The organism is Leptospira inadai serovar Lyme str. 10 (assembly GCF_000243675.2).
Taxonomy (GTDB): Bacteria; Spirochaetota; Leptospiria; order Leptospirales; family Leptospiraceae; genus Leptospira_B; species Leptospira_B inadai.
Map to the genome: position 1 here is coordinate 199,126 of NZ_AHMM02000006.1, position 16,695 is coordinate 215,820.

At 43.1% G+C, this 16,695-nt stretch carries 13 protein-coding genes; 10 read left to right on the top strand and 3 right to left on the bottom strand.

All coding sequences use genetic code 11. From position 1 onward, the window contains the following. The first annotated feature begins 59 nt into the window (after positions 1-59). The 9 genes from LEP1GSC047_RS01665 (at position 60) to LEP1GSC047_RS01710 (ending at position 11,108) form a co-directional block, all read left to right on the top strand. The gene (locus LEP1GSC047_RS01665; protein WP_010412487.1) at positions 60-1,628 is read left to right on the top strand and encodes a M16 family metallopeptidase; all 1,569 of its coding nucleotides are present in this window, start codon (positions 60-62) and stop codon (positions 1,626-1,628) included. Next, a complete protein-coding gene (locus LEP1GSC047_RS01670; protein ID WP_010412483.1) occupies positions 1,625-3,058 on the top strand; it encodes a M16 family metallopeptidase in 1,434 nt (477 codons plus the stop codon). Before LEP1GSC047_RS01665 ends, LEP1GSC047_RS01670 begins: the two co-directional genes overlap by 4 nt. A 1-nt stretch (position 3,059) precedes the next feature. Then, positions 3,060-3,890, top strand: a complete 831-nt coding sequence (locus tag LEP1GSC047_RS01675; RefSeq protein WP_010412480.1) for an MBL fold metallo-hydrolase — start codon at positions 3,060-3,062, stop codon at positions 3,888-3,890. 28 nt (positions 3,891-3,918) lie between these two features. Next, positions 3,919-4,602: an O-methyltransferase gene (locus tag LEP1GSC047_RS01680; RefSeq protein ID WP_010412479.1), complete on the top strand. Its 684-nt coding sequence runs from the start codon at positions 3,919-3,921 to the stop codon at positions 4,600-4,602. 57 nt (positions 4,603-4,659) lie between these two features. After that, positions 4,660-5,415 (top strand): hypothetical protein, encoded by a 756-nt coding sequence (locus LEP1GSC047_RS01685; protein ID WP_010412474.1) that lies wholly within the window; start codon positions 4,660-4,662, stop codon positions 5,413-5,415. A 145-nt stretch (positions 5,416-5,560) separates the two neighbouring features. After that, positions 5,561-6,883: an N-acetylmuramoyl-L-alanine amidase CwlD gene (locus LEP1GSC047_RS01690; protein WP_039933909.1), complete on the top strand. Its 1,323-nt coding sequence runs from the start codon at positions 5,561-5,563 to the stop codon at positions 6,881-6,883. Between the two features lie 464 nt (positions 6,884-7,347). Next, positions 7,348-8,325, top strand: coding sequence for a patatin-like phospholipase family protein (locus tag LEP1GSC047_RS01695; protein ID WP_081654331.1), 978 nt, complete (start codon positions 7,348-7,350; stop codon positions 8,323-8,325). Between the two features lie 617 nt (positions 8,326-8,942). After that, complete coding sequence (locus LEP1GSC047_RS01705) at positions 8,943-9,545, top strand: SCO family protein (RefSeq protein ID WP_238325502.1); 603 nt, start codon at positions 8,943-8,945, stop codon at positions 9,543-9,545. A gap of 18 nt (positions 9,546-9,563) precedes the next feature. Continuing rightward, positions 9,564-11,108: a methyl-accepting chemotaxis protein gene (locus LEP1GSC047_RS01710; RefSeq protein WP_010412459.1), complete on the top strand. Its 1,545-nt coding sequence runs from the start codon at positions 9,564-9,566 to the stop codon at positions 11,106-11,108. 144 nt (positions 11,109-11,252) lie between these two features. On the opposite strand, the gene LEP1GSC047_RS01715 is transcribed toward LEP1GSC047_RS01710, so the two are convergent. Next, positions 11,253-12,053, bottom strand: coding sequence for a tetratricopeptide repeat protein (locus tag LEP1GSC047_RS01715; RefSeq protein WP_103186278.1), 801 nt, complete (start codon positions 12,051-12,053; stop codon positions 11,253-11,255). A 326-nt stretch (positions 12,054-12,379) separates the two neighbouring features. Between LEP1GSC047_RS01715 and LEP1GSC047_RS01720 the strand changes: the two genes are divergently transcribed. Then, positions 12,380-12,862, top strand: a complete 483-nt coding sequence (locus tag LEP1GSC047_RS01720) for a tetratricopeptide repeat protein (protein WP_010412454.1) — start codon at positions 12,380-12,382, stop codon at positions 12,860-12,862. Positions 12,863-12,929: 67 nt separating this feature from the next. On the opposite strand, the gene LEP1GSC047_RS01725 is transcribed toward LEP1GSC047_RS01720, so the two are convergent. Continuing rightward, entirely contained in the window at positions 12,930-14,762 is a 1,833-nt protein-coding gene (locus LEP1GSC047_RS01725; protein ID WP_010412452.1) for an outer membrane beta-barrel protein, read from the bottom strand. Between the two features lie 685 nt (positions 14,763-15,447). After that, the gene (locus LEP1GSC047_RS01740) at positions 15,448-16,527 is read right to left on the bottom strand and encodes a fatty acid desaturase (RefSeq protein WP_010412443.1); all 1,080 of its coding nucleotides are present in this window, start codon (positions 16,525-16,527) and stop codon (positions 15,448-15,450) included. Positions 16,528-16,695 lie beyond the last annotated feature (168 nt).

A 16,695-nucleotide genomic window follows, 5' to 3' on the forward strand; every position in this document is an offset into this window, starting at 1 on the left:
AGCGGGATTTTTTCACGGAACTTCTCGACATGAACGCTTTCGGGGGAAATGCTGTTGGTATGTGGAACTCCTTCCCGAAAACGAAACGAACGGTACTTTTAACTCTCATTTGCATTTCCTCTTTTTCCGGTTTGAATGCCGAAGAAGACTTGTTTTCCCGTATTCGGACGTCCCTGGAAGCTAGAGTCAAAAAAGTCGTTCTGAAGAACGGAATTCGACTGCTCTTAATGAAACGGGAAGGATCTCCTACCGTTGCCGTATATACGAAATTCTTAGTGGGCTCCGTGGATGAAACTCCGGAAATCGCAGGCACGGCGCATTTGCTGGAGCATATGCTCTTTAAGGGAACTAAAAATATAGGAACGAATAATTACGAAAAGGAAAAAATCTATCTGGAGCAAATTCGCGTATGGGGAAAACGATTAGATTCCTATCGCATTAAAGAAAGAGAATATATTCGAAATAAGGAAGCGATTCCGGAAGATTTTATAAAAGAAAAAGCCGTTTTGGAGACCAGGTTCAGGAATCTTTTGGAGTTTCATCGAAGATTCGTCGTCTCGAACGAGGATTCCTATATCTATGATAAGAACGGAGGAACCGGCTTTAACGCTTACACGACGGACGACGTCACGAACTATCAAATTTTACTTCCTTCAAATCGACTGGAAATATGGGCCAAGTTGGAATCGGACAGACTCAAAAATCCTATATTAAGAGAATATTATACGGAAAGGGATGTCGTTCTTGAAGAAAGAAGAATGCGGGTCGATAATCAAGGGCTCGGAATCTTACGGGAGAAGTTTTTAGGAGCGGCGTTTGAAAAGCATCCCTACCGGATGCCGGTGATCGGTTACGAATCGAATCTTCCGTTCTTGGATATAGATAAGACGGAGGATTTTTTCCGGAGAAACTATCGTCCGGGTAATATGGCGATCGCGATCGTAGGCGATCTCGATTTTACATCGGCGGAAGCGTTGGTTCGAAAATACTTCGAGGATATTCCGGACGGAAGTCCTGCGCAGCCGATTCTTCAGAAAGAAACTTACGATCATGACACCCGCAGGGTAAGCGTTCGGCATTCTTCGGGGCCGATGAAAGTAATGGGTTGGTTGACGCCGGCGCCTCCTCATGTCGATCGACCGGTTTTGGATTTGATCGACGCGATATTAACCCAAGGTGAGACCGGCCGATTGTATAAACGACTCGTTCTTCGGGAGAAATTGGCCCAGAAGGTGTCCTGTTGGACGGGGGAACCCGGCGAAAGATACGATAGCCTATTCGCAATTTACGTTACGAATGTCCGCGGAGCGGATCCCGACAAAATCGAAACCTCCATTTTGGAGGAAATTGAAACCTTAAAGAACGAATCCGTAAGCGACGAAGAACTTTTAAAAATAAAAAATCAGATCGTCGGGGATTACATTCGCGGGTTGAATAGCAACGGAAAGCTTGCGGATGTGTTGACGTATTACGAACTTTTGGCCGGGAATTGGGCCGCAATTTTCGACGATTATTCCCAGTTGGACAGGGTTTCGTCAGAGGATATAAGAAGAGTGGCTAAGAAATATTTCGTGCCTCGTAATTTAACGGTCGGTGATTTAATCACCTCCGAGGGGGAACAAAAATGAAATTCTCTCGATCGGCTTTTTTCATTCTTTTAGTCCTTCTCCTTTTGCCCGTCGGAACGAACTCGGCACCGGGTGATTTCGTTAAGAACGTCAAGATTCCTCCTCTTGAATTTCATTTTCCTGAAATAAAAGAGATTCAATTGAATCCGAATACCAGGGTTCTATTTCTGCCGAACGGGGAGTTCCCTCTACGTACATTGGAAATATCCTTTTATGCGGGGCCTTCCTATTATCCCCAGATAAAATACGAATTGTCGGAAGTCCTTCCCGAAGCCTGGAAGAAGGGAGGAACTCAATCCCACCCCGGAGAATCCTTCGCGGAAGTATGGGAATCATACGGTTCTCGATTGCGCGTCGATTCGGACTTGGAGACCGTTACCTTAACATTTTCCTGGCTGACTAGATACGATAAAGAATCGAGGGCTTTAATTTCCGAGTTTTTGAACCAGCCTAAGTTCGGTCAGGAAGCTTTCGAAATCGCTAAACTGCAATTAGGCGAACAGATTAAACGAAGAAACGATAATATTGCCGCTCTCGCCGGTCGAAAGGCATTGGAACTCGCCTACAAAGGAAAAATCCGCGGCACTTCCGTTTCTCAGTCACGTTTGGACGGTTTGACCGAGGAGGCCGTTTCCGACTACTATAAGAATGTCGTTTTAAAGTCCCGTAAATCGGTTTTAGTTACCGGGGAATGGCAGGATTCGGAAGTGCCGGGCTTTTTGGCCGAAGTATTACCCAATTCGGATGAAGTCGCCAAGAAGGACCCCGAGTCGTTGTCGCAAGTGGAACTTGAGAAGAACTTAAAGTCGGTGGGATATAAGAATCTTATCGTCGACAAAGGTAACACGCAAAATGTCGTCCTATTTTTAGGAGTCGGGCCCGCGCATAATCATCCCGATTTTTATGCGATCCAACTCTTGAATTATATCGTAGGCGGAGGCGGTTTCAATTCCTATTTTATGAGTAGGATTCGTTCGGATAAGGGGTTGGCTTATTCGTCGTCTAGTCACCCTATTTTTGAAAAGGACCATTCCCTGATTTTTTTCATGACCCAAACTAAATCGCAAACAACGATGGAAGTTTACGATTTGATGGGAGAAATTTTGAGCGATAAAACCTTCTCGAAAATAACCGAAGAAGAATTAAAAAACGCTAAAGAAGCGATTCTGAATAAATTTATTTTTCTTTTTACGGACTCACTGGAAATTCTCAGAAATGAGGCCCGATTTAGGGAACATCGCATGCCTAAGGATTATCTCCGTATCTATCGGGATAAAATCCAAGCTGTGAGTTTGGAAGATCTGCGAAAAGTCGGAAAAGCGTATTTCCGCCGGGACGGATTGACTGCGATCGTTTCGGGACCGAAAACATCGATTCAACAGGATCTCCCCTCTTTGAAAGTGATCGGTCCGGAGGACCCCGTTCCTTAGGATGCAAAGTCGTTTCGAACATAAGCGGTATTCCTACGAGGGAATTTCGGAAGGGGGAATCCGCACTTCGATTATCATGTCAAACTTAAATCTGATGTTCGATATCGGTCATCAGAATCCCAATAAGATTCATATCGGTAAGTTGTTATTGACTCACGCTCATTTGGATCACTCTGCGGGAATTCCCTATTATGTTTCGCAACGATCCTTGCGCAAACTCACTCCTCCTAAAATTTACGTACCGAAGGAATTGGAAATTCCTTTGCACGAAATTCTAGCTCTTTATTCCAAGATAGAGGATTTTCCCTACCGATACGAATTATTCGGAGTTGCGGAAGGGGAAGAAGTCGAGATAGATCCTTACCATACGTTCAAACCTTGGAGGACGTTCCATCGAGTCGTTTCTCAAGGCTACACGGTTTACGAACGGAAGAAAAAGTTAAAGACGGAATTTCAAGGTCTCAGTGCTGCCGAGCTCGCCGAGAGGAAAAAAGTATCCGGCCCGATCGATGAAATCATATCGAAACCGGTCGTCAGTTTTTCCGGCGATACCAAAATCGAATACGTTCTCACTCACAAGGATGTTGCCGAGTCGGAAGTAGTCTTTCTGGAATGCACATATATCGACGAAGAGCGGGACGTCTCGAAGGCGAGAGAATGGGGGCATATTCACTTGGATGAAATTCTTCATAATTTATCGGCTTTTAAAAACGAAAAAATCGTACTCATTCATTTCTCTAAACGATATCCGATTCCGTATATCAAGAAAGTGATCGCAAAGAAAATTCCCGCTTCGGAAAGGGATCGATTTCATCTTTTTCTACCGGAGTGAGCGACCGTATCATTAAGAAATTTTGAATATGACTGATTCAAAGAAACATCCGGATAAAAAAGGCTTGTCGCTTTACAAAGACGGCCTGGAGGAATGGATCGATCGGGATCTCGTTCGTCGCCCTTATCCTTGGCTTTATCACCTGGAGGAAAATGCATCGAGAGATAAGGTTCCTGTTCTTTCCCCGGCCTCGGGAGGAGTACTCTCCTTTCTCGTCTCATCCTGGGCACCTGCGAGAGTTCTCGAATTAGGGACGGGATACGGGGTTTCTTTGATTTGGATATATTCCGCTCTAAGCGAAACGGCTAAAATCCAAAGTGTAGATCGGGAAATTCAATTTATGGAAATGACTCAATCCTATCTGGATCGATTGGTCGACAGCTCCTCTCGGGTGGAACTCCTGCGCGGAGAATGTGTGGAGGCTTTACGAAGATTTTTATCTTCGACGACGGACGAAAGGGAATTCTTATTCGTGGATTGCGATAAGGTTCGATATCCGGAAATTTTAAAATTGCTTCGAGATTCGGGAAAGGGAAGAAGGCTTAGAGTCGTTTTCGATAATGTACTCTGGCACGGGAGGCCGGCAGATCCCGATCGCCAGGCTCCTTCCGACCGGGCGATCCGTTCCTTCTGGGCGATCCTAAAGGAATCCGGCCTGCCTTATACTCTCTTCCCCGTAGGCGACGGCCTAATCTGCATCGATTTTTACTAGTAAAAAGCTTGTTACACCTCGATGGAATATGCTATATTGCCGCGAGGGAGCGATAGCATGACAAAAAGTTTTTTCCCTATGAAACTCGCGGTATTAGGATTTCTATTGGCCACTTCCTACGGTGTGATCGCACAAAATAAACCGCAAGCCAACGACTCGAAAACGGCGGAACTGGCGAGTGTCGCGGACGATCCGAAATACCAGGGCGATTATTTAGAAGAATTTCATTATGCCAGAACTTTGGATTCCACTCAGACCAGACTGAAACACGATTTAGCCGCATTGCAAATCGTGGTGAAAAATTTCGGTTCTCAGGTACAAGGATCCCAGGAAGAGTTCGATTCCATTTGGAAAAAATATAATGAAGCGTATAAATTCTACCTAATGAGAAAATACGTTGTTTCGGGTCGCAAAACCAAAGAAACCGAACTTGCTACGAATAAATTGTACGGAAAATTTTCCGATCTTTATAATCAGAAAGTGGATCAGCTCCTAGGGGAATGCGCCGACACGATTGTCGGAGTAGAGCAAAAACAGGCTCCGGCCGATGCAGCCAAGGGCAATGCGGGTCGGGATATTTCCCAAAATCATCACAAGCTGCAAATTGCATATTATGAATATATTCAGGCCGAAAGAATGAGAAAAGATTCCCGGTTTAAAGATAGCCTGGTCCATCTTCGCCTTGCGAAAGAATACGGAATTTCTATCTTAAGCCGCTTGAAGCCGGAAGAAGAGAGCAAGACGGTCCGCGAGAAATATAAAGTGGATCTTAGCGATAATCGAAACCTGATTTTTTCCGAATCAAAACTTTAATTCACCCGCTTTTTAACCGGGGAGCTTTTCCCCGGATTTCCCCGGAAGTCGCTTTCAGCTTTTCGCAGAGGAACAAGCTTTACACGAATCCGTTTGGATAAAATCGTTTCCTTAAGTGGACAAAAAATTTCCAAACTTACTATTTATCTTTTTTATTACCGTTTCTTTATCCGCGCAGGAAGTTCCGAAAAAAACGTTTAATATTTTAATCGATCCCGGGCACGGCGGTCTCGATCTCAAACCTAAAGAAGATCACGGGGATAAATACGATCCCGTTACACAAAAGTATTTGGAACCTTACAAAGCCGGAGCGAAGTCCAAGGGGCGAAGAGAAAGCGAGGTCGTCCTAGCGCTCGCCAAAGAAGTGAAGGAAATTTTGGATCTTACGAAGACTTCGGAAGGTTTCGAAACATTTCAAGGATATGCGAAGCGGTTTACGAACGATTCCCTACCTTGGATTCGAATCGATTCGGACCTAACGCGAGAAGAGACGGCGTCCGAAGAAGGGATCGATTTATCTTCCGATCCGAACGCCAATTATCGTCTTTACGATTACCCGGACAAGAAGTCGGGTAAAATTCGATCCGGACGAATCTCCAGAATCAACGCTTTTCGTCCATATCTCGTGCTTTCTTTACATTTGAATCCTAGCTGGAAGGATCATCCCGGCGGTATGGCTGCCGTTCTCGCTCCCTCTTATCGTACGTTCTATGCCTTGCGAAAGATTTCGGAGGGAGCTCCTTCAAAATCCTTCGAGAACGGACCGTGGAAGGAATGGATGCGATTCAAGATGGAATGGTCAACATTACAAAACGCGGTTGCGGATTCGTGGATCTATTTTAACGGTTACTGGCCTAATAAATCCGGAAAGAAATCCGACCTCGCGAACTTCGAAGGCTATCGTCAAAATATGGTAACCTGGAAATATGCGGATTCGCCAGGCTGGATCGAGAGGGCTAAACTAGGAGGTCCCGGACCTTATGCAAAAAAACATTCCGAGTATTCCGCCAAAGGTCCGTTTTGGGATCGAGAACGTTCCCAGGCCGAATTTTGGAGAAGGGAAGACGGGCCGGAAGGATTCGGGGGCGATAATAATTTTGCGGCCGTCGAACTGATGAGATTTGTCCAATACGGACTTCGCTCCATACCGACCGAGGAAGTCGAGCTATCTCATCCGGGGCCGATCAACGATCCTTATATTTCCACTTATAGCTTACCCACTTTCATCAACGCCATTTCCGCGTATCTTGAAATCGGTTATATCGATAAGGAAAAAGACATGAAAATTCTGACTAAGCGAAGAAAGGATGTCGCAATCTCGTTAGCGATCGGAATTTATTCTTTGTTTCAGGGAATAAAGATTAAACCATTAGATTCTCCTTATATACCGAAAGGAAAGAGGATATCATGGTCTAAATACGAAAATTGGCAAGACGGCAATTATTTTAGGATCGTGCGGGAGGAGTAATCCTTTTTCTTATATTCCACGACGGACAACGGAAGAATCCGTTTTATCCTGCAGAAAGTCCCGGGCTCCTCGATGTTGCCGGACTTCTGCGCTGAAAAATCATTCTTCCCCGGACAATTTCTTACCTGAACCGCTTAAAACATAAACAGCTCTACGCTTAAAGACCGCCTCGGAGTCGTTTTCCGTGGATTAAAGCCGACAATGTTAAATATATTAAGAAATCTTGGAGGAGAGATTCGTTACGTATTCATTTTTAGCATTCCGCGGATATTCTAATTCCGAGAATAGTTTCCGTATTCCGTCGGCATATTGGAGGAAAGTCTATCGTTATATTTTTATGCAAATCCGCGTATTTTTCTTTATTGCAAGAAACATAAATATATGAAGAAATGACCGTCTTAGCGACTCCGATTCGAGAGATGCAATTCGCACAAACTTAGAACCTACGAAATTTAAGGTATTATATGAAACGAATATTACAAATTGATGGTGGCGGAATATTAGGTATTATGCCGGCTTTGGTCCTCGTAAAATTAGAGGCCCTTCTTAAAGAAGCGAAGCAGGCTACGTTGTTCGAATCGTTTGACCTCATAACAGGCTCTTCCACCGGGGCGATTATAGGAGGCGCTATCGCTGCAGGAGTTCCGGCACAAGCGATTGCGGATCTGTATATTAAGAAGGGCGCGGACCTATTCTCTCCCCGAACCCGATGGAATCCGGGAAACTGGCTGAGAGGGAAATACGATCGAAATCCGTTTATCGAGCAAATCAAAAGCACAAAAACCTCCGACGGCAAACCCTTGGAGGCCTTATTAATGAAGGATTTGAAGACCCATTTTATGGCCACTTCGTTTAATCTTTGCTCTCAGAGGACTCATTTCTTAAAATCTTGGGATGCATATGACGGTTCACATTCGCTGTATGAAGTAATTTCTTGGTCGGCCCTCTCTGCGGCCTATTATTTTGGAAAAATTAATGTTCCCAATTTCCAGTGGACCGATTATCTTCCCGACGGTTCTAGCAGAAAGGTCGAGGGGGGAGTATTTCAAGACGGCGGACAGGGCATCAACAACAATACGATTCATTATATTCTTACGGAAATTTTAGCGAAGAGTTGGTACCAAGAGGGGACTCTCATTTTATCTCTTGGAACCGGAAATAAAGACCCATTTGTAAGCTATTCTACGGCATCCAAAACCGATTTTCTAGGGCAAATCTTTAAATACCCGTTTCAGGCTCGGGCCGAGTCAACGATCGATCAAGTTCTTGCTGCACAGTACGTAGCTAAGCTAAACGAGAACCTGCGCTTTCATAGATTCGATACCATACTTCATGATAATGAAAACGAGTTGGATAAAGTCGAGTACATCGATCATTTTGTGGAATACGGGCATCGAATGGCGGACTCCGTGGATATCGGTTTTATACAAAAGTATTTTTAAAGACGATCTGTATTAGATTAAATTAGTGAGATTTTCGCGTTCGAAAGACCCGAGCGGATATTTTTAAGCGAATATTCATTTTCTCCGAATGACGAGAAGCGAATAGAGACCTTCTCAAGCTGCTCTTTTTATATTTCAGGATTTCCGAATTCTGAATCGCTTCATTTCCAAATTCAATACGATCTATGATTTCGCTTATCGGTCGAGATGTCTTTCGGACCGGAACATTGCTCCAAAAAGAAAGCACTGGGGAAAATGAATTTCAATCGCTGTACTTAACTGATTCGAGACTCGATGCGAAAAAACTGCATTCGCATCCGAAGAAAACCATTTGGAGTCGTTCGAGCTGAAATGACGCAACGCTTGACGGTATTCGACTTAGTTCCGGTCAAGGGACGATTAATTGCAGGCGGAGAAGTGGATGATAAGCGACATGGCATTCTTAGTGTATGCGATCCGCTGCGATTGACTCTAAATTGCAGCAAATCTGCAAGATTCATTCGTCGCATCACATATATTTGACCGATTTTCGTTCATTTCATTTTTATAATTTTCAGGAAATATTTCGCATTGCTGGAAAGAATTTCGTCTATTGGATTTTAGAAAGGAATTCTCTTTTGAAGCCGGACGAAAAAGCAGGAAAATTTGAGAATGCGAAATTGGTTTTAGGAATAATCGGCTCAATTATTCCGTTAGCCGTCTTTCATTTCTATTCTTTCTCTTCTCCCGATTTCGATAGAGAAGTGGTTTTAGACCCTATTTTCTTCGAAAATCAGAGCGGTCCCAAAACCCGCGAGAATTCCATCTTTTTTGGAAAACAGAGTCTCGTATATTTCGGTTACCTAAATTGTAAATCGGTTTGCCACGGAGCTATCACGAAATTCAAAAAAATCCTGAACGAATCCGAAAGTGAATCTTTGCAAATCGTTTTGATCAGCCTAGATCCGGAAAACGAATCTACGGACGGTTGGCGGAATTACTTTTCTGAAACTCCACCGCATAGGATACGAATTTTAAGGCCGGAAACTTCCGAGAAGTCATTTCGATTAGCAGGATTATTTGGAAATCGCATCATCAAAAATCCGACAACATTCGAAATAGAACATCTCGACGTTATGTTCTGGGTTAACGAAGAAGCGAAGATCAAAATCCTTTTTCCGAATTTTTCGCAAAGTAATATGGTTAGTCCTGAACTTACAAAACTAGCGTCACTAAAATAATCTCATCCGAGGAGAAATATGAAATCATCAGGCAACAGTGACTTTTATTCGATCGCTCGAGATCAATTTAATCGGGAAATCCGGAAAGTCGATCGGTTTTTCTATATATTATTATTATCTCATGTACCTGTGGTATTCCTGTTTTCCATAAAATTCGGATCTTGGAAATTTGTAGCGGTTTCTTCGATAGTCATCAGCGTGTCGGCGACGATCGGCTTTCTATTATTGCGGGGGCATTATTTACTGCGGTTACTCAATTCGGTTCTAATCATGCTTTGGTCGGCGGTTCTAATACAGTCCCAGTATGGAAGCATAGAAATGCATTTTCACATTTTCGGCGCGCTCGCTTTTTTACTACTCTATCGGGATTGGAAGGCGCTTTTGCCCGGGGCTCTGTATATTGCCGTCCATCATGGATTGCTTTCCTACTGCCAGAGCATCAATGCGAAAATCTTCGACATACCGTTAGTAGTCTTCAATTACGGATATGGTTGGGATATAGTCTTTACTCATGCTGTATTCGTAGTATTTGAAACCGGTATCTTAATCTACTATGCGGTTAGGTTCAAAAAGGAATTCTTAAGCCAAGCCGAAAGTCTATTAGCCCTAAGTGATTTAAGAAAGAGTAATCATTCGATTCAAGCCGAGGTCCGGGATCGATCGCAGTCCGTTAACCAAATTCTAGAAAATTTGGTAATTAGTTCCGGTTTCGTAGCTGAAAAAACCACGGATCAAGCGGATAGTTTGGCGGAAATCGATTCCAGTATGACCGAAATTTCGGATTCTATAATGAACATTTCAGCATCTGCTCTCACTCAAATTCAAGCGACTCATGCTCTCGGTTCCTCTTTTCAAAATCTCGAAGAAAGCTTCGATAAAATGAAAGGACAATTACTTTCAACCAAGAATTTATTCGAAACTACCTGGAACCATGCGAGAGAATCCGAAAAAAGTCTGCAGGCGATCGAAAAGTCCATCGAGAGAATCGAAACCAGTTCGTCGGAGACCGCCGCAAAATTAAGTACGATAACCGATATCGCAGATAAAGTAAATTTATTGGCATTAAACGCGTCGATCGAGGCGGCCAGGGCAGGAGAACACGGAAGAGGTTTCGCGGTGGTCGCAGATGAGATTTCAAAGTTAGCGGATCAAACCGGCAGAACGATCAAAGAAATTTTTCGTTTGGTTAAGAACGGAACCGAGGAAATGTCTAAAAACACCGAAATTGTCCAAACCGGAACCAAGACGATTTCCTTAATTTTATCCGATGTCGATTCTGTCCGAGAAAGTTTGAATAAATTCGTCTCCATTTTAGGCATTCAGTCCGAGGCAATAAACACGGTCTCTTCCGCTCATGGAAAAGTGGATCAAATTGCAGAAGTTATTCGTCGCGCAACGGAAGAGGAAAAGAGGGGATTGGAGGAAATAAGATTATTGCTGGATAAAATACAGTCTTCTAATTCCTTTATTTCACAGCAGGCATCCGCGTCCGCCGATCAAACTAAAGAATGCAAAGAGTTAAGTACCTCGCTGCAAAGAAAGGTGGAGGAGTTCCAGGCTTAATCGAAAAACATCGGATAGAAATCGATATCGCTTATTCTCGGTGAAGCTTAATGCGTTTGTCCGGCTTTCGGGTGTATAGTAAAAGATGCGGTCGAAATCGTTGCAGTAAAGATTTTATACTCAGCCGAAGAAACGTTAGGACGATCAATTGTCCGGGTTATACGAACAATATTCCAATATCGCATTTCGAGCTCCTTCGTTTCCTAACTCGACGGCCTTCCTGAAATCTTCACAAGCTTGCTCGGTAATTTGCGGTTGCTTATACGAAGCTCGAATTAATCCCCTATAATAGAAGGCTATCGCATTTTTAGGGTTTATGAATGATATCACTCTATCAAAGTCTTTTAATGCATCATCCGGCCTGTTGAATTTTAGATAAAGCCGTCCTCTTTGGATAAGCGCTTCGTCGGATCTGGCATCTTTACGTAAGCAAGTGTTGATGTCCGCTAATGCTTCCGAATAGTTTTTTCGGGATTCGTAGATCATCGATCTTAAGAAATAAGAATCGAAGTGATTCGGATTGAGTTGGATCGACCTGTTTATGTCCGAGAGGGATTTTTCATATTCCCCCAGAAAATAATAAGCATAACTTCGCTTAAAGAAGGAGTTCCAATTCTTCGAATTGATTTTTATCGCAGACGAAAAATCGATGACAGCTTCCGGAAATTGATTTTTATACACTTTAACCCAGCCTCGCAGATTGTAGGCATTTTCGTCGGTTGGATCTAAAATTATGGCCTTGCTACAGAGTGAAATTGCCTCGTCAGTTTGTTTAAAATTGAATTTTTCTTTACACTGACTTAATAATTCCTGCTCTTCATTGAGTCGTAGCCCATCCGTGATCAATCGGTTCGGAAACATCATCAAAAGGAATAAAACCAACGTTGGAATTACGGCATTATATCTTATAAAACCGTTTTTAGGTGAGTTGCGTCTGATTTGCAAAAATAAATTTCCTTTTTGCGGTTCTAGAGCATCCATAATTTATGATTAAACTAAATGTAAATGATCTCGAAATCGAAAAGAAGCTGAATATTAACTCGCATTCGCTGATATTTCTCAGTGATTATAAGCCTTCAGCTAGGGGGTATCGGAAATAATAAAATGAGCGATCTTGTTACAGAATCGCCCGTAACGGATCTTAACGAAATTTTAACGTCTAAACGGGGTTTACTTACGGGAAACCGCATACACTTTCTCCATCTATTAAAGAATAAATGAACTAATCTGCGTCTATACTTCTAGAGAAACGTAAAACGCGAGAAGGAGCTATGAGGTTCATTTTACTGTTCGCACTTAGCATGACTGCTTATGCAGATTTATACGCCGAGGACGAGGCTGAGACGGAACCCTCGGGCGGGAGCGCTATATTCCGGGAATTTATTCCCCGGACCGAGCTGGAACTTGCAAAAAAATACATGGCCTTGGGTAGCCTTGAACAGAAAATTAAGAATTACGACAGGGCAATCAAACATTACGATCAGGCTCTTGAAATACTTTCTAGAATCGGAGAAAAGCAAACTCGGATTTACGCGCTTTTACTTCATCTCAAATCGATTTCCGAATTTCGATTGGGCAAATTCTGTAATGCGAAAATCGATATCGGTGAAGCGATCGCGATCTATCAGATTCTCGGAGATTTGGACTCTGCTCTTCACGCGGAAGAAAACACATTACCCGAATTTACGGACGCCTGTAATTTTTTAACCCTCAGACTTCTAGATCCTCCGAGGGCTCCTATCCCTCAAGACTGACGGCCGATTCGAGCCGGTCTCGGCCCATCGATTTACATCTTCTTAACTCTATGCGAAAATGCCGGCTTCAGAACTTGGCAACGACTCCTAAAGTGAATCCTATTTGATCACTTCTTCTATGGCCTTGCGCGTCCACAAATTGTTTACCTAAAGACCAGTCCCTTCTGATATCCAGTTTTATTAGGATATTTTCCGTAAAGTTCCAAACCGGTGTAACCGTAAACGTTCTATATTGTCCGTAATTATTCGCGCCGTTATAATGCTTATAATTCGTCGGATCCAATTGAGCCATGACCCAGCTAGCTGCGGAAGTATAACCTTGAGCTCCGATAGCCTGCAATCCGTTAGGGCTGCTGAGGAGTGCATTGAGTCGGGGATTAGCGGAGAGGATGGCATTGGCTACGGCAGTGTCGCTCGCTAACTGATAGCTACTAATATAGTTGTTGATGCCGTTCGTTCCGAAGGCATTTGGAGCGAAGGTATTTAAAGCGCCGTTATTAAGCTTATCATCCAAATACTCGTAGCGAACATTGACTCCCCAAGTTTCATTTATTTTAAATTTGGAGAATATTCCATAAGCATTATAAATACTTTTTACGTTTTCCGAAGTCACATAACCCAAAGCGATATTAGTTGCAGTAATCGTGTTATTCGGATTGTATCTTTGCTGATTGAGGCCTGCATTGGCGTCGATGCCTGCTTTCTGGCTCCATGTGTAATCCAAATCGATTTGGATTCGGTCCGTAGGAGTAATTGAAAGTACGGTGTGGCTCATTGCCCAATAATCTTTACTATACTTTGCACGAGGTGCAGTGGGGGCTATAGGGTTAGGGGTAATATTCGGATCCGCGGGAATGTTGATATTTCCCGTATTCGCATAATTCGCAAGTAGCGTGTTGGTCGCGTCCATTCTTCCATTCGGAAAATCTTGCGAATAGATCGTGTTCCATATAATCGCCAGCTTGTTTTCAATCAATTGACCTTTTATCTGAGTTCCAATCGATTTGTGCTGGGTATAAGCTTCGACGTAAGGACTATGCGTCGTGTCGGTTAGAGTCGTGCCGGTAGGTGCAAGGTAGCCGGTTCCCTGTCCGCTATTATAAAGATATAATGTTCCGGACCAGTTGTCGTTCATTTGCGTCGTTAATCGGGCGCCAGTATGAATGAAGGGAATCGTATTCTGGAAGATTGCCCCGATCGAATAATTCGGATTGTTCATCGATTCCAGAAGTTCGTAGCCTATATGTGTCGCCATTTTTCCCACATCCAAGGTCATCCCTTTTAAAACGGGAAAGAAGAAACTTACGTAAGCTTGTTTCAACATATTCATGTTGTAGATCTGGTTGGATGTCGTGTAAGGCGTTTCTTGAAATGCGTTATTTTGCCCGTTTTGAAAATCGACTCGGAATCCCCATGGAGAGGATTTCTCTGCGGTCTTATGAGTTACCAACGAAACGGCGTTGATTGCAAAGTTTTTATTATTAGTCTCGAAGGCACGGGTCGTGTCGACGGAATTTCCCTGCAATGGGTTGTTATTATACATATAATAAACGTCCACAAATCCGGAAAATTCCACTCTATCATACCATTTGCTCTCTAACGGCCCTGTGTCTTTGATAGCCGGTATTATTGTAGTCGCCTCGGTCGCAGGTTTCTTCTCAGTTTGCGCAAAGACGGAGGAAGATCCCACCAATAAAACGGCACTGAGGAGACGAATCGTCCTCGCGCTCGTATTATGGACGAGGTACTTAATTAATTTCTCGTAAATTAAGATCGTAAGTCGGATACGTTTCCGCATACCTTGCATTAAATATTTTCCAAATGATCTTGATCTTCGGATCGAATTAACTCGAAAAAATGTAAGACTCTGTAAGTCGACTGTCGGGGTCTGAATTTTCACAATACTTTCCTGGTAGCTTGATTTTTGATATTCGCAGGAATATTCATTCGAGATGAACATTAGTATTATTTAATTAATAAGTCAATGTGAGAAGGAATGCGGAAAGTGAAGAATTGCGTTAATTTTATATAAAGATTTCGACTCCGATTAAAAACGTGGACACCTCGATTCTAGAGATTCTTTTTCCGTACGTCGTCTTGAACGGAGAACGTTGACAAAAAACAATCGCAGGGTTTGCAATTCCCGATTGCGGAATCGGTTTACGTTGGTGTAATCGGACAGTGTTTTTTATTTGGATAAGATTCTCGGAATTCGCAAAAAGCCGGTTCTGGAACGAGCCTACGCCGTTGAGGAATCCAGCCATGCGATCGCTAAAACCATTCCTTTCTTCTTATGGAGCAGAAAGCGGTTTGCATTACGAATTGGCCGGAAAGCGCTGCGAATCGAGTCGGGAAAATTCATATTATTTACTATTTTATGTTTTAACAATCTGTTATATAAGGAAGACTCAGTGCGCTACCGAGGAAAAGGTTCGGAATTCGTTAGCTACTTGGAGATATTTGGCCGAGAATTCTTACTCCGATAAGAAATCTATCTTGAATCGGATCCGTTTGCGGAAGGTTAGCTTCCTGCACGCCGTATAGCCTCGTAAATCGACGTGCGGGAAAACGGGTGAATCGTTAACCTATATTACGGCGGCTTTTAGCTCGGATTCGTCTTCGTCGTTGAAGGCTTCGCCATAGGTCATCCAGCAGCCTGTTTTTTCATCCATCAATTTGCATCGGGACGTAGACCGAAAATAATCCTTAAAAATCGATTTTCGTTCCAGTATAAACGAAGAGTAATGAACTTTCATTTCTTGTAATGCATGCCCCAAACGATAGAAAGGAATTTTCATATGGACATGGTGGGGAGAATGAAGAAAGATATTATGCAAAAAGAAATTCAGGAAACCGGGTATATGATAATTTATGGTTCCCATCATCTGCCCGTAAAAGGGAGTCCAATCTTTGGATCCCTTCCAGGGAATCTCCGAATGAATATGGTGAACATAGACGGTGATTCCGATGAAATAGTTCCAAGATAAGAATGGAAGAAGCCAGACTTTTAATAAAAACCAGCCTCCCAGGGAAGAATCGAAATCGTTCGCCGTACTTCCTCCGAAATAAAAGACCGCCGCGGCCGATCCGAAAGCGAAGGTCAGCATGATGATTTTATCGCGAAGTGCTTCTTTTAAAGGCGCAGTAAAAATAACCATCCCTTTGAGCCAAATTTCGATGAGATAATAAATTCCTCCTCCGAATGCCGACCAGGCGATTCTGTGAAAGCCTTTGCGCAGTAAACCGAAACTTTTATATTGTTTAGGACTGACGGGGTGCCAAACGACGTCCCCTTTTAGTTTAATAGTATGCCCGTGATGGATTCTATTATGGCCGTACGCCCATTGGTTATAGGCATGAAGCGACGGTAACATCGCGATTTGCCCGATCCAATAGGAAAGTCTTTCACTTTTGAATAAAGCGCCGTGTGCGGCATCATGACCGATAATAAAGAGGGACGATATCGATAATCCTGCAAGAATCCAGAGAAACGGTAGAATATACCAAGATTCCACGTTCCAAAGTAGAAGGAATGTGAATGCAAAGATTATAATATCTCTTATAAAATAGAGAATACCTTTATAGGTGGGATTATCAAAACTTTTCTTGGAAATAATTTCTCGAACGCTTCCGAGCGTCTCCTTCGGCATGATCGTTTTTTCCATATATGGACTCCTTTTTCGCTTCGGTTTACAAATGGGATCAAACCCATTGTTCTTTCGCTTGGTAAATAAGAGTCGAAACCTCATTCTTTGTTGCAAAAAAGGATTCTATTATGCGGTTTTTATCGTGGGGCCGAACGAAACCGGGGCCCGCAGATCCCGATTTTCTTT

Coding starts and splice junctions, on each gene's coding strand:
- LEP1GSC047_RS01710 (WP_010412459.1), top strand. CDS start 9,564: ATGAAATCATCAGGCAACAGTGACTTTTATTCGATCGCTCGAGATCAA.
- LEP1GSC047_RS01720 (WP_010412454.1), top strand. CDS start 12,380: ATGAGGTTCATTTTACTGTTCGCACTTAGCATGACTGCTTATGCAGAT.
- LEP1GSC047_RS01665 (WP_010412487.1), top strand. CDS start 60: ATGTGGAACTCCTTCCCGAAAACGAAACGAACGGTACTTTTAACTCTC.
- LEP1GSC047_RS01680 (WP_010412479.1), top strand. CDS start 3,919: ATGACTGATTCAAAGAAACATCCGGATAAAAAAGGCTTGTCGCTTTAC.
- LEP1GSC047_RS01685 (WP_010412474.1), top strand. CDS start 4,660: ATGACAAAAAGTTTTTTCCCTATGAAACTCGCGGTATTAGGATTTCTA.
- LEP1GSC047_RS01675 (WP_010412480.1), top strand. CDS start 3,060: ATGCAAAGTCGTTTCGAACATAAGCGGTATTCCTACGAGGGAATTTCG.
- LEP1GSC047_RS01670 (WP_010412483.1), top strand. CDS start 1,625: ATGAAATTCTCTCGATCGGCTTTTTTCATTCTTTTAGTCCTTCTCCTT.
- LEP1GSC047_RS01695 (WP_081654331.1), top strand. CDS start 7,348: ATGAAACGAATATTACAAATTGATGGTGGCGGAATATTAGGTATTATG.
- LEP1GSC047_RS01740 (WP_010412443.1), bottom strand. CDS start 16,527: ATGGAAAAAACGATCATGCCGAAGGAGACGCTCGGAAGCGTTCGAGAA.